Below are 14,604 nucleotides of genomic sequence, written 5' to 3'. Positions count from 1 at the left end.
GAACCAATTAGGCTCTTTCTTTGTTTAGAAACATTCTTATCTTCGTGTTTTCTGCTTTTCTGCCCTCTTCATTCGTTTTCGGGTCAAATATTCCTGTCGTGCATCACTATTACCAATGAAGCGCAACAGCTTTAAAATGGGGGTCCTGTTTTCTCCAAAAATCCCAATCAACTCACTGAGAATTTCTACTCCCAGTAAAAGAGCTACTATTAGGAGAACACCACCTAAGCGACTCGATACATTTAAAAGTAAGGAAATAAGGGAAAAGATAAAGGAAATCGCATAAATGACGAGTACTGTCCCTCGATGGGTCAATCCAAGTGACAAGAGACGATGATGCAGATGCATGCGATCTGCTTCATAAATTTTTTGTCCTGACAAGGTTCTACGGATAATGGCTACTAGAATATCGGTAATCGGTACTCCTAGAATAATGATTGGTGTCACCACGGCAACAGCCGTGGAATTTTTCAGACCTTGGAGAGATAAGACCCCAATCATAAAGCCTATAAACAAGGCTCCTGTATCTCCCAGATAGATGATAGCTGGATGGTAATTATAAGGAAGAAAACCAATGATTGCAGCAACCAGAACAAAGATTGTCAACGTCAGGTAGAGATTGCTGTCGTGGAGGAAAAAGTAGGATACAATTCCCATAGTTGTAAGGGAGATAATAGACACACCCGACACTAGACCATCGAGACCATCAATCAGATTGACCGCATTGGTAATCGCTACAATCCAAAGAATGGTCAAACAAAAAGAAAGCCAGATTGGAAAGTGAAGCATGGGTCCACCGAAAGGAATCTTGAAATTATCAAAGCGGAATTCAGTAAAAATCCAAATAATGGCAGCCGCAAGCAACATTCCTACCAGCTTAGGCATAGGACGTAGCTCCTTGATGTCATCAAGCAAGCCAGTGATGATAATGATACTACTAGCAATAGCCAAAGGCCAAATATATTCAACATATGTCCCTCTCGGAGAAATATGTGTCACCACAGAGGGTAGGAAGCACATGGTCGCTAACAAGAATGCTACAAAAATCGCCAAACCACCAGCAGTGGGCATAGGAATCTTGTTAATGCGCCGTGCATTTGGATTGTCTACTGCTCCAATCCTAAGCGCTAAAAAACGAACCAAGGGGGTTGCAATAACAGAAACCATCATTGTAAGCACGACGACAATGATGTATTGTAAAGCAAAGGGAATCATACCAAGCTCACCTTCCCAAGCTCATCAATCGCCCCGACCGGCAACAAGAGAACTCCGTGTTCTTGAAGAACTGCACGCGAGATAGGCGTATCATCTGCATGTTCTAGCATCCGTGATAAGATATAATCTGGATAGTATGTGGAACGATTTTCAATATTGATTAAGACAGTCATATAATATCGACCGTTCATCTTGTAGAGTTCCGATTCTTCAATGGTAAAATCAACCAGCGAAACAAATTGAACTGCCTCCTGTAAACTTGCAAAATCCAGAATATAGTAAATGTACTGGCGATCTTCTCTATCCACTTCTTCCACTTCTACTTCATCTGCTTCAACTTGTTCCAACTGTTGGACAGCTTTTTCGTCCCCCACACTCTTTTCTCGTATAGTCTTTTCAAGTGTCTTTAACAGTTCATCTGGTGTCATTTGCGAAAGCTCATCCAAATCTGCCATCTCCGTAAAATCATCGAAGTTTAAATGTTGATCAATATCTGACTTGGTGACAAAGATATCCACCTTGTCTGGCTTTGGTGTCACACGGAAACTCAACATACCGCTTTCGCGGAAAGTTACTGGTAAATCCAATTCATCTAAAACCGTGTAGAAAAACTCCTCTGTCTTTTCCTGTGGCACTAGAAAATCTGCAATTTCCATTCCACGGTCTTCCAAGTCTTCCATTTTTATTGTGATTTTCAAGGTGGAATCACTAATTTGTTTCATCTTCATTTCGCTACCTCATACTCTTCGTTCCTTCTCAAACCACTATTGAGAACCCGTATGTCATACATTATACAAAAAAATAGCCTCTTTTACAAAAGAAAAGAGAGGAAGTCAGACAAGGTTTTTCTTTCAGAGCAAACGGCTTTCCTCACTTCCTTATTTCTAGATTGGAACTACAATAAATCGACTGGAGTATTGCCCTCTCCCTGCCTCTCCAAAGTTAGCGAACCTAGAAAATGTTGAGTTATCAACACTTTCTAGGTTCGGCAAGCACCGACCTGAGATAGTAAAGCCAACTCTGAGAAATAGAGATAAACTTTTTCCTAACCTCCTGTGACTTACTCCTTATGCTATAGCCGTTTCGTTTCTTTTTAGTACTAGGCAAGGAGTCGCAGGTAGTTGAAATAGTTGATAACTATTTCAAGTGACAGATAAAAAAAGTGTAACTTTTCTCAATGGTACAGCAAGACGAGTGAACGAAGTAATAAAAATAGAAACGAAATGACTATAAAACAAGCTAAAAAGCATAAAGTCAAGGCTGAAGCTCCTCGCCCCAGCCTTGGTTTTCTTAAAAAATAAGTGTCATCAAATAGTAAAGCACCAACAATGTCCCTAAAACAATTCGGTATTTCCCAAAGAAAGTAAAGTCATGTTTCTTCACATAGTCCGTCAAGAAGCGAATCACAACCAAAGACACACCAAAGGCAGTCACCATCGCAAGTAACAAGAGCAACCACTGACCTGCCGTTACACTCAAACCTTTAACAAGAAGTTTTAGAACTTTCAACAGACTAGCACCAAACATAATAGGAATACCTAAAAAGAAAGTAAACTCTGTTGCCACCTCACGGCTCGTCCCAAGGAGAATTCCTCCTAGAATTGTTGCTCCTGAACGGCTAGTTCCAGGAATCAAGGCAAGAACTTGAAACAGACCAATATAGAGAGCCGTCTGATAGGACATCTTGTGGAGAGATGTCACTTGTGGTTGACGATTCTTCTGCCATTTTTCGACATAGATAAAGGCTACACCATAAGCTATCAGCATCAAGGCAACGACAATAAAGTTATACAGATGATTATCCAACCAATCGTCAAATAAAAGTCCTAAAATAGCTGCCGGCAGAGCAGCGATTACCACTTTTGCCCATAATTGCCAAGTCAGTTGAACATCCCTACTTGATTTCCCAGCCTGAAAGGGATTAAGTCGGTCGAAGTAAATCACCATAACAGCTAAGATCGCCCCTAGCTGGATAACAACATTAAACATAGAGATAAAGTCAGCGCTCACATTTTTAAAGGCAACAAATTCCTGTACCAAAATCAGATGCCCTGTACTGGATATAGGTAACCACTCCGTTATTCCCTCTACAATTCCAAAGAAAATCGCTTTTATAATCTCAACAAACATAGCTTACTCCTTATTCATCTTTTCTCATTATATCATAAACCAGAATGAAAACGTATCTTTTTCGATTAGTTTGCAATTTGTCAGAATTTTTTATACAATATAACTACTTTTAAAAAAGGAGAGACTATGAAAAAACGATTGTTGATGCTGCTTGTAGCACTCATGACTGCTTTTTGTATCAGTACAAGAGTCCAGGCAGATGAATACCTACGTGTCGGCATGGAAGCTGCTTATGCACCTTTTAACTGGACACAAGAAACAGATGAAAATGAGGCTGTTCCGATTGAGGGAACCAACCAATTCGCTAATGGGTACGATGTCCAAATCGCAAAGAAGATTGCAGAAAAAATGGACAAAAAAGTCCTCGTTGTAAAGACAAAATGGGAGGGACTTGTCCCGGCTCTCACCTCTGGCAAAATTGATATGATTATCGCAGGCATGAGCCCAACAGAAGAACGGAAGAAAGAAATTGCCTTTTCCTCTAGTTATTACACGTCCATTCCAACGCTTGTCGTACGCTCAGATAGCAAATGGGCAGACGCGCGTAGTATTCAAGACTTCACAGGAGCAAAGATTACTGCCCAACAAGGGGTCTACCTCTATGATCTAATCGACCAAATCCCTGGCGTCGACAAACAAACAGCTATGGGGGACTTCTCCCAGATTCGTCAGGCTCTCGAAGCTGGTATCGTTGATGCCTATGTTTCAGAGCGTCCCGAAGCTCGAACAGCTCAAGAAGCCAATCCTGCCTTTCATATGGTGGAGTTGACAAATGGGTTTGAAACCGGTGTAGAAGATACGACTATTGCGGTTGGTATGCGTAAAGACGATAGGCGCATTGCAACAGTCAATCAAGTTTTAGAAATCCTTACAGAAAAAGACCAGCTAGCTCTCATGGATAACATGATTGAGCATCAGCCAGTTGAAGCGACTACTGAAGAAGTAAAGCCGTCTTTCCCAGTCCAAGTATGGCATATCTTCGTCAATAACTGGCAACAACTTCTACGCGGAACAGGTATGACCTTGCTCATTTCCATTCTTGGAACGGTGATTGGGACTGCTATCGGTTTATTGATCGGTGTCTTCCGCTCTGCTCCTAAGGCAGACAGTAAAGCTCTTGCTTTCTTCCAAAAGGTTCTTGCTGTTCTTATCAATGTCTATATTGAAATCTTCCGTGGCACACCGATGATTGTCCAATCCATGGTTATCTACTACGGAACAGCTCAAGCCTTTGGATTGAATCTGGATCGAACCTTAGCTGCAATTTTCATCGTATCTATCAATACCGGTGCCTACATGAGCGAAATCGTTCGCGGAGGAATTTTCGCCGTGGATAAAGGTCAATTTGAAGCGGCAACCGCTCTTGGTTTTACCCATAACCAAACCATGCGAAAGATTGTCTTACCACAAGTTGTCCGCAACATCTTACCTGCGACAGGTAATGAATTTGTCATCAATATCAAAGATACATCTGTATTGAATGTTATCTCGGTAGTAGAGCTTTACTTCTCTGGAAATACCGTAGCAACTCAAACCTACCAATATTTCCAAACCTTTACCCTTATCGCTATCATCTACTTTATCTTGACCTTTACGGTCACTCGCATCTTACGTAGGATTGAAAAACACTTTGATACTGATACCTATACGACTGGTGCAAACCAAATGCAAACGGAGGTCCTCCATGACTAATACGATTTTAGAAATCAAGCATCTGAAAAAAGCTTTTGGCCAAAATCTAGTCCTAAAAGACATTTCTATGACTGTCAAAAAAGGAGAAGTTATCTCCATTATCGGCTCTTCTGGTTCTGGAAAATCAACTTTCTTGCGTTCAATCAATCTCTTAGAAATACCAAGCGAGGGGGAGATTCTCTACCATGGTAAAAACGTATTGACAAAAGGCTATGATTTGACAACTTATCGCGAAAAGTTAGGGATGGTCTTTCAGTCTTTCAATCTTTTTGATAACCTAAACGTCTTAGAAAATGCTATTGTTGCCCAAACGACTGTCTTAAAACGCAGCCGTACTGAGGCAGAACAAATCGCAAAAGAAAATCTCAACAAGGTCGGTATGACTGAACAATACTGGACTGCCAAACCAAGCCAGCTATCCGGTGGACAAAAACAGCGAGTAGCAATAGCTCGCGCCCTTTCTGTCCATCCAGAAGTAATCCTCTTTGATGAACCAACTTCTGCTCTTGACCCTGAAATGGTGGGTGAAGTCTTAAAAACGATGCAAGACCTTGCCAAATCAGGCTTGACCATGATTATCGTTACCCATGAAATGGAGTTTGCCCGTGATGTTTCAGACCGCGTTATCTTTATGGACAAGGGACTGATTGCTGAAGAAGGTAGCCCACAGCAAATTTTTGAAAATCCGCAAAAAGCAAGAACGAAAGAATTCTTGCAGCGTTTCCTAGGTCATACCCCTTAAAAAATGAAAACCAAGCTTCCTCTATCGGTCATGTTCTTTGAAGCATAAGAGATTGTTAAAATGGTTCTATTCATACTCTATCACACTCTTGACTAGGCAGGAAAATCCAAGGCAGAAGTTGGTCTTTGACGAGTATGAGGTAGCAGATTTTCCTTGAACAAGACTAAAAATACCAGCTAGAAAAACTAGCTGGTATTTTTAAAAAGAGTAAAAGAGGAGCATACACTCCCCTCTCACACTTAAAATTAGTTCTCAAATTTTTTATGATTTTTGTCATAAAAATCAATAAGCCCCAAAGCGGTAGCAAATGAAATGTTGTCAATTTTTGCACGACCCTGTGCAAGAGCAATAACTGACATCTCACGTGCATTTGTCTCTTTACTGATACGATACCCTGTGATTTTCTTATCGCGTACCCAACCGACAACTGCGGCCACTTTTTCATAACTAGTCATGAGAAACCCCTTTCTTTTTATTCGTTCAATTCAGTTTATTATATCCTTGATAACTTGTCAAGTAAAATGTGTAAAATCGGTATTATTTTGCTTTTAGAGCAGATAAGATTTGTGTGCGAATGTCTTCCATTCCCTCAGGACTTGCGGGTAGGAAGATGGTGCTATTTCCTGTATATGAAAAATTATTCAAGGTATCAAGATATTGGTTCGTCAAGAGGATGGACATAATTTGCTCCTCTGTCAAGCCGATTTCTGATTCCTTCAATTCTTTGATGGAATCAGCCAAGCCATCCACAATAGCCTTGCGTTGTTGTGCGATTCCGACACCATGCAAACGATCTTTTTCAGCCTCTGCTTCAGCAGCTGTCACAATCTTGATTTTATCCGCTTCTGCTAGTTCTTGAGCGGCTGCACGTTTACGTTGAGCAGCGTTGATTTCATTCATAGACTGCTTGACTTCTGCATCAGGCTCTACCTTGGTAATTAATGTTTTCACAATAATATATCCGTACGTAGACATTTCTTCTGCCACTTGCTTTTGGACTTCAAGGGCAATTTCGTCTTTTTTCTCGAACAATTCATCCAAGGTCAACTTCGGAACAGATGAACGAAGAGCATCTTCTATATAGGACTTAATCTGCGCCTCTGGACGCATGAGCTTGTAGTAGGCATCTGTGACATTGTTCTCGTTGACGCGGTACTGAGTAGCCACGTTCATGGTCACAAAGACATTATCCTGAGTCTTGGTTTCAACCACAATCTCACTTTGGAGTAGACGCAGTTGAATGCGCGCTGCAATATTGTCAATTCCAAATGGAAGCCGTAAGTGAATCCCACTCGTGCTTAACTTCTGGTATTTACCAAATCGTTCAATAATGACAACCGATTGTTGACGAACGACATAGAGCGAACTCAAGGCAAGTACTACGGCCAAAAAGACAATGATAGCCAGTACAATACTAAGAATACTGATAACCATATGGTATCCTCCCTTTCTTTGGATAATATTATACTGTTTTATTTAAGAGCTGACAAGCAAAAATAGGCAGTTTTCACAAAATAGTTGAACGCTTACACGAGCAAACTATAAAGTGTCTCATTACCTCTCAGATTGATAAAGGAGGGGTCAAATTTTTCCATGCGCTCAATCAAGCCTGCATAGCCGTGCTTATCTGCGAGAGCCACCCCGATGAGAACTGGACCTGTTCCCTTGCTCGCTCGTTTGATGTACTCAAAACGTGTGATATCATCATTTGGTCCCAAGATGTCCGTTACAAATTCTCGTAAAGCTCCTGGACGTTGTGGAAAATTCACAACAAAGTAATGCTTGATACCGTCATAAATGAGTGCCCGCTCTTCCATTTCTGGCATGCGGTTGATATCGTTGTTGCCTCCTGAAATAATACAACAAACCGTCTTACCTTTGATGTATTCACTCAAAACTTCAAGAGCTGCAATACTGGCTGCACCTGCCGGCTCTGCTACTATACCTTGCTTAGAATACAGATCAATCAAGGTTTCAGAAATCAAGCCCTCATTGACACCAATGAGATTTTCCACATGCTGACGAGTGACTTCATAGGTCAACTGCCCTACCTTTTGGACCGCAATTCCGTCAGCAAACTTATCAATCTCTTTCAGCCGAACAGGACCACCTGCTTCGAAAGCCGCTTTCATACTGCGTGCCCCCTCAGCTTCCACACCAATCACTTCAATGTCAGGATTTTTTTCCTTAACATAGGTTGCCACACCTGCAATCAGACCACCTCCACCAACTGGTACCAACATCGTATCAAAGGCGATGGATTCACGCTCTGCTTCTTCCATGATTTCATAGGCGACCGTTCCTTGACCTGCTTGCACATTTCGATCATCAAAAGGCGCAATAAAGGTACGCATTTCACGCTCGGTAAAGTCTTGAGCTGCTTTGGCAGATGCATCAAAAGTATCTCCGACCAGCTTGATGTCCACCATATCACCGCCAAAGAAACGGACTTGCCCAATTTTTTGCTGCGGTGTGGTAATCGGCATGAAAATCGTCGCAGGAATCTTTAATTCATTACAGGTAAAGGCTACCCCCTGAGCATGATTACCCGCACTCGCACAAACAACACCTCGTTTCCGTTCTTCTTCATTCAACTGCGAAATCGCGTAATAGGCCCCACGAATCTTAAATGAGCGCACGCGTTGAGCATTTTCACGTTTGAGATAAATCTTTGCCCCATACTTTTCTGATAGATAACGATCATAATCTAGTGGTGTGTAAACCACGACATCTTTCAATACCTTATGAGCACGAACAATGTCTTTTGCTGTTAACATAACTTCTCCTTTTTACACAAACTGGTCTTAAAAACTGTATTCATAGCTCATCCTGTCTATTTACATGAAGACTACTTTTTCAGCATACAGCCAATATTCTTTCAAGAACTCTCTCGGGGATTGAAAAGCCTCTCACTTGTGTTTCTCATCAAACATCACCTTTTTCCGTCCTTGGCTCACCTTGCTGAATGCCAATTCTCCCCTCCGTTTAGAGGAGGCTGGCTTTTCTATCCCTACCCTCTCGTCAGCTGTTGAGATGTGTAGAGTATAACTACAGATTCTAACATGAAAATAAAGTGAGAAAAATCGCGTTTGTAGCACTAATTTCCCTCACTTCCTCTATATACTTGTCAAATTTGCTAACTACTTCACTATCCAACTATCTTGCCTTAATCTTAATTGTAGATTTTAAAGGCATCATCGTCATTTTTACCGACAAATGGCATGGCTTTACGAAGCTCTGCTCCCACTTTTTCAATTTCAAGATTAGCAGCTGCTTTGCGATATTCTTCCATGCGAGGACGACCTGCTTTGTAGTCTTCGACAAAATCATTGGCAAATTTACCAGATTGAATATCTGCAAGAACTGCTCTCATGTTTTCTTTCACTTGGTCGGTAATGACACGAGGTCCTGATACATAATCTCCAAATTCCGCAGTATTTGAGATGGATTGGCGCATTTTCTTAAAACCACCCTCATACATCAAATCCACAATCAATTTCATTTCATGAAGCACTTCAAAATAAGCGAGTTCTGGTGCATAGCCTGCCTCTGTCAACACTTCAAATCCTGCTTCCATTAGGGCTGTCAATCCACCGCAAAGAACTGCTTGTTCACCGAACAAGTCTTCTTCAGTTTCTTCTTTAAAGCTTGTCTCAAGAAGACCAACACGGGCTGAACCAACACCTTTTGCCCAGTCCATGGCAATGTGTTTAGCATTGCCAGTCGCATCTTGGTAAACTGCATAAAGAGCTGGCACACCAAATCCATCTTCAAAAGTACGACGAACCAAGTGTCCCGGACCTTTTGGTGCACACATGAAAACATCCACATCTGCAGGAACCTTAATAAATCCAAAATGAATGTTAAAACCATGAGCAAAGCCGAGTGCATTGCCCGCTTCCAAATTTGGAGCAATCTCTTCTGTGTAGAGGTCTGCTTGGATTTCATCTGGTGCAAGAATCATGATGACATCTGCTTGCTTGGTAGCTTCCGCTACTTCAAATGTATCAAATCCATCTTCTTTTGCTTTATCAAATGACTTACCAGCACGCACACCAATGATGACATCGTGACCTGTGTCACGTAAGTTTTGCGCATGAGCATGTCCTTGTGAACCATATCCAATCACAGCAATTTTTTTACCGTCAAGTGCTGCTACTGTTACATCTTTTTCGTACTGCATTTTTACTGTCATCGTTTTTCTCTCTTTTCTATTTTATCTTAGAATCTCTATTCACAGTTCCGCCTTTCATGACAAGGCTACTGTTCCTATGATTCATTGCTTCTTTTTCAACATATCGCTCGTATTCGTTCAAGAAAATCCGCTCTAATTGAAAACAAGACACAGCTGTAGAGATTGTCTTTTACTTTCCCTTTTATTCGCTTTTAATGCTAGATGAAACGATAAATGGAAATGACAGTCCCTCCTGAATCAAAGCACCTCACTGATGAATACAGGTGCTTAATCTCTGCTAAATCCTGTTGCTCCTGTACGAGCAATATTTTTGATACCATAGGGTTGGATGACGCGCAAAAGCGCTTCAATCTTATCACCGTCGCCCGTCATTTGAATGGTAATCGAATGTGGGGCCACATCAACAACACTCGCCCGAAACGGTTGGATAATAGCCAAAATCTCAGCTCGCTTAGCTGGTGGAGCCACAATTTTGACCAAGAGCACCTCACGCTCCATATGCGGAATATCTGTAATATCTCTCACGCGAACGACATCAATCAAGCGATTGAGCTGTTTGATAATTTGCTCTACCTCATCCATGCTTTTGACATCAATGATGACCGTAACTCTTGAAATCTCAGCAATTTCAGTCGGTCCTACCGAGATTGATTCAATGTTAATCTGCCTACGAGATAAGATGCCCGTAAAACGATTCAGGACCCCAGATGAATTTCTCAATTTGGCTGTCAACATTCTACGCATTGAACTTCACCCCCAACATTTCTGCATTACTCTTACCTGCTGGAACCATCGGCTGCACATGCTCTTTATTGGAAATATGAATTTCAATCAACATCGGTCTATTTTCTTTCACAACCCCTAAATCCTCAGCTAATGTAGCTGGACTGGTGCAGCTTGCATAACTAATCCCATAGGCTTCTGCTAGAAGTCTGAAATTCGGCTCTGCATCAAAGACAGACTGGCTCCGGCGTTCGTCATAGAAAGACTCCTGCCATTGGCGCACCATACCGAGCGAGTGATTGTTTAGCAAGATCACCTTAATTGGCACACCGTAGCCGTTTAGAATTGCAAGTTCCTGATTGGTCATTTGAAAACCACCATCACCTACAAAGAGGACTACTTCACGATTTGGATTGGCTAATTTAGCACCGATAGCGGCCGGAATCCCAAAGCCCATCGTTCCCATGCCACCAGAAGTGATGAGCTGACGAGCGTGTTTGTAGGGGTAGAACTGGGCTGCCCACATTTGGTGTTGCCCCACATCCGTCACCACAATAGCATCTCCATTTGTCATCTCACCAATCAATTCAATCACTTTCTGAGGCTTGATTGATTGCTCATCTTCATCATAGCCAAATGGAGCACGGCGCTTGTTGTCAAGAACGTGACTGGTCCATGCTTCATAATTGGTCTCAACGGTTTCTAAGACCAATAAGGTTTCAAGCGTTGCCTTGGCATCTCCAACGACAGGAATTTGTGTCTTGACAACCTTGCCTATCTCAGCTGGATCTATATCGATATGCGCAACAGTCGCATGGACAGCAAAGGTGCTTGGATTTCCTGTTAAGCGGTCATCGAACCGCGCACCGATATTAATGATATAATCCGCATCTGTCAAGGCCATATTGGAAGCATATGAACCGTGCATCCCTCCCATGCCGAGTGATAACTCGTGCTGAACTGGCATGGTTCCTAAACCTAAAAGGGTAGAGACAACTGGAAGTCTGTAACGCTCTGCAAAGGCAATCAATTCTTTATTAGCATCTGCATAATTGACTCCTCCCCCTGCTAGAATAACGGGCTTTTTAGCCAGCGAGAGTTGTTGTAAAATCTTCTTAACCTGCAAACCATTCGGGTTAATCGTTGGCTGATAACTTGGTAAGTACACCGTATCATCGTAGTAAAAATCAACCACCGTTTCCTGAATATCCTTTGGAATATCGATAACGACTGGACCTGGACGACCTGTTGTCGCGATATGAATGGCTTCAGTAATCACGCGAGGAATATCTGCCGCATCCCGTATCTGATAGTTATACTTGGTAATCGGCATGGTAATTCCAATAATATCCGCCTCTTGAAAGGCATCTTTTCCGATTCCACGCGTTGCGACCTGTCCTGTAAAAACTAGCATCGGCACGCTATCGCTCATAGCATCTGCAATCCCTGTAATGGCATTGGTTGCACCAGGACCACTTGTCACAAGTGCGACGCCTATTTTTCCAGTGGATTTAGCATATCCCTCTGCTTCATGGGTCGCCCCTTGTTCGTGACGGGCCAGTATATGCTGGATTCCTTTAAAACGGTAAATCTCATCGTAGAGAGGTAAGACAGCCCCACCTGGATAACCAAAAATAACATCAACACCTAACTTTTTCAAAGTGTCTAATATTAGGTAGGAACCCGAATGTGCTTCCTCTAATTGAATTTGATTCAACTCTCCTCCTCCTCTCATCTATCGTCAGATATTATCTAATATGGTACCATATCCTTGCTCAAAATACTAGATAAATTTGCATATACTCTATGAAAAATCAAGCTCTGACTAGCAGAGAAATGACAGCTAGAACTGTAGCTCAGTAAGGGGAGGTAACAGCGGAAGAAACTGATTTTTGATGAGTATTACCTACTATCATATCACAATGATTAATAAAGTCAATATAATTTTCTGAAAATTCCTAACTTTAAACAATTTCCTACAATTTCAAAATTTATTGACTATCTAATCCGTATTTTAGCTCCCTTTTAGATTTTATAGGTAGAATAATATATATAAAAACGAACGAAGCGCTTCTATAGCTCCTATTTTTTAATCAAACACCTTTTTTTCACAAAAATTTATGCTATAATATAAAGAAGACTTGACGAAAGAGGGACTTCCTATGCCAGAAAAAAACACTCGCAACCAGTTGAAACATCGTAGCTCAGTCTATGATTCCATGGTCAAATCCCCCAACCGCGCCATGCTACGCGCTACGGGAATGACAGATGAGAGCTTCGACAGCCCGATTGTAGGTGTTATTTCAACGTGGGCTGAAAACACGCCCTGTAACATGCACTTGCACGACTTTGGAAAATTAGCCAAAGCTGGGGTCAAAGACGCTGGCGCTTGGCCTGTTCAATATGGAACCATTACAGTTGCAGACGGAATTGCCATGGGAACACCTGGAATGCGCTTCTCATTAACCTCACGTGACATTATTGCAGACTCAATCGAAGCAGCCATGGGCGGTCACAATGTAGATGCCTTTGTAGCGATTGGAGGCTGTGACAAAAACATGCCTGGATCTATGATTGCCATTGCCAACATGGATATTCCGGCAATTTTTGCCTATGGCGGAACTATCGCTCCTGGAAACCTAGACGGAAAAGACATCGACCTCGTCTCCGTCTTTGAGGGAATTGGAAAATGGAACCATGGTGATATGACTGCTGAAGAAGTCAAAGCCTTAGAATGCAATGCCTGCCCTGGTCCTGGTGGATGTGGTGGCATGTATACGGCCAATACCATGGCAACAGCTATTGAAGTCATGGGCATGAGCCTACCAGGTTCGTCTTCACATCCTGCTGAATCACCAGAAAAGCAAGCTGATATCAAAGAAGCAGGTCGCGCAGTAGTCAACATGCTAAAAATGGGGTTAAAACCGTCTGACATCATGACCCGTGAAGCCTTTGAAGATGCCATTACTGTCACGATGGCTCTGGGAGGTTCTACCAATGCAACGCTACATCTTCTTGCCATTGCTCACGCTGCCAATGTCGAGCTGACCTTAGAAGATTTCAATGATTTCCAAGAACGGGTTCCTCACTTGGCTGATTTGAAACCGTCTGGAAAATATGTTTTCCAAGACCTCTATGAAGTTGGCGGTGTCCCTGCTGTCATGAAATACTTACTCAAACACGGCTTCTTGCATGGAGATCGCATTACCTGTACTGGCAAGACCGTGGCTGAAAACTTAGAAGCCTTTGACGAGTTGACACCGGGTCAAGAAGTCATTATGCCCCTTGATCATCCAAAACGTGCAGATGGACCACTCATCATCTTGAAAGGAAACTTAGCACCTGACGGAGCCGTTGCCAAAGTTTCGGGAGTAAAAGTGCGTCGCCATGTCGGTCCTGCTAAAGTCTTTGACTCTGAGGAAGAAGCGATTGAAGCAGTCTTATCTGACGAAATCGTAGATGGCGATGTAGTTGTTGTCCGCTTCGTCGGGCCAAAAGGTGGTCCTGGTATGCCAGAAATGCTCTCCCTCTCTTCTATGATTGTCGGTAAAGGGCAAGGAGATAAGGTCGCTCTCATCACAGACGGTCGTTTCTCGGGTGGCACTTATGGTCTCGTAGTTGGACACGTTGCACCTGAAGCACAGGTGGGTGGCCCAATCGCCTATCTCCGCACAGGTGATATAGTAACAGTTGACCAAGATACCAAAGAAATTACTATGGCGGTGACTGATGAAGAAATGGAGCGCCGCAAGGCTGAAACTACACTGCCACCACTTTATTCACGTGGCGTGCTTGGAAAATATGCCCATATCGTATCCTCTGCCTCGACAGGAGCTGTAACAGACTTCTGGAAGACGGAGGAAACAGGAAAAAATAAATCCGAACAATCAAACTCCAGTTTGTAAGC

General features: G+C 42.4%; 12 protein-coding genes. 3 read left to right on the top strand and 9 right to left on the bottom strand.

The annotated features are described in order from the left end of the window. Positions 1-36 precede the first annotated feature (36 nt). The 3 genes from E4T79_RS07360 to E4T79_RS07350 all read right to left on the bottom strand — a co-directional run bounded on the left by E4T79_RS07360 (position 37) and on the right by E4T79_RS07350 (position 3,345). Positions 37-1,215 carry an MraY family glycosyltransferase gene (locus tag E4T79_RS07360; RefSeq protein ID WP_135029092.1) on the bottom strand — a complete coding sequence of 393 codons (1,179 nt, stop codon included), beginning with the start codon at positions 1,213-1,215 and terminating at the stop codon, positions 37-39. Continuing rightward, positions 1,212-1,943, bottom strand: coding sequence for an adaptor protein MecA (mecA, locus tag E4T79_RS07355; RefSeq protein WP_135029090.1), 732 nt, complete (start codon positions 1,941-1,943; stop codon positions 1,212-1,214). Before mecA ends, E4T79_RS07360 begins: the two co-directional genes overlap by 4 nt. A 562-nt stretch (positions 1,944-2,505) precedes the next feature. Continuing rightward, positions 2,506-3,345, bottom strand: a complete 840-nt coding sequence (locus tag E4T79_RS07350; protein WP_135029088.1) for an undecaprenyl-diphosphate phosphatase — start codon at positions 3,343-3,345, stop codon at positions 2,506-2,508. Between the two features lie 126 nt (positions 3,346-3,471). On the opposite strand from E4T79_RS07350, the gene E4T79_RS07345 reads away from it, so the two are divergent. After that, entirely contained in the window at positions 3,472-5,037 is a 1,566-nt protein-coding gene (locus E4T79_RS07345; protein WP_135029085.1) for an ABC transporter substrate-binding protein/permease, read from the top strand. Continuing rightward, entirely contained in the window at positions 5,030-5,779 is a 750-nt protein-coding gene (locus E4T79_RS07340) for an amino acid ABC transporter ATP-binding protein (protein WP_135029083.1), read from the top strand. Before E4T79_RS07345 ends, E4T79_RS07340 begins: the two co-directional genes overlap by 8 nt. Positions 5,780-6,024: 245 nt before the next feature. Here the strand turns inward: E4T79_RS07340 and E4T79_RS07335 are convergent, their stop codons facing one another. The 6 genes from E4T79_RS07335 to E4T79_RS07310 form a co-directional block, all read right to left on the bottom strand. Next, positions 6,025-6,234: a hypothetical protein gene (locus E4T79_RS07335; protein ID WP_075098784.1), complete on the bottom strand. Its 210-nt coding sequence runs from the start codon at positions 6,232-6,234 to the stop codon at positions 6,025-6,027. A gap of 82 nt (positions 6,235-6,316) precedes the next feature. Continuing rightward, positions 6,317-7,213, bottom strand: coding sequence for an SPFH domain-containing protein (locus tag E4T79_RS07330; protein WP_135029081.1), 897 nt, complete (start codon positions 7,211-7,213; stop codon positions 6,317-6,319). 92 nt (positions 7,214-7,305) lie between these two features. Further along, a complete protein-coding gene (ilvA, locus tag E4T79_RS07325; RefSeq protein ID WP_135029079.1) occupies positions 7,306-8,556 on the bottom strand; it encodes a threonine ammonia-lyase IlvA in 1,251 nt (416 codons plus the stop codon). 395 nt (positions 8,557-8,951) lie between these two features. After that, positions 8,952-9,974: a ketol-acid reductoisomerase gene (gene ilvC / locus E4T79_RS07320; protein WP_135029077.1), complete on the bottom strand. Its 1,023-nt coding sequence runs from the start codon at positions 9,972-9,974 to the stop codon at positions 8,952-8,954. 267 nt (positions 9,975-10,241) lie between these two features. Beyond that, entirely contained in the window at positions 10,242-10,718 is a 477-nt protein-coding gene (gene ilvN / locus E4T79_RS07315) for an acetolactate synthase small subunit (RefSeq protein ID WP_135029076.1), read from the bottom strand. After that, the gene (locus E4T79_RS07310) at positions 10,711-12,414 is read right to left on the bottom strand and encodes an acetolactate synthase large subunit (RefSeq protein ID WP_135029073.1); all 1,704 of its coding nucleotides are present in this window, start codon (positions 12,412-12,414) and stop codon (positions 10,711-10,713) included. Before E4T79_RS07310 ends, ilvN begins: the two co-directional genes overlap by 8 nt. 445 nt (positions 12,415-12,859) lie before the next feature. Between E4T79_RS07310 and ilvD the strand changes: the two genes are divergently transcribed. Beyond that, positions 12,860-14,602: a dihydroxy-acid dehydratase gene (ilvD, locus tag E4T79_RS07305; protein WP_135029071.1), complete on the top strand. Its 1,743-nt coding sequence runs from the start codon at positions 12,860-12,862 to the stop codon at positions 14,600-14,602. The last annotated feature ends 2 nt before the right edge of the window (positions 14,603-14,604 follow it).

Origin of the sequence: Streptococcus sp. LYSM12, from assembly GCF_004569635.1 — a bacterium.
In the GTDB taxonomy this organism is placed as follows: domain Bacteria; phylum Bacillota; class Bacilli; order Lactobacillales; family Streptococcaceae; genus Streptococcus.
This window is presented reverse-complemented; position numbering and strand designations above follow the sequence as displayed.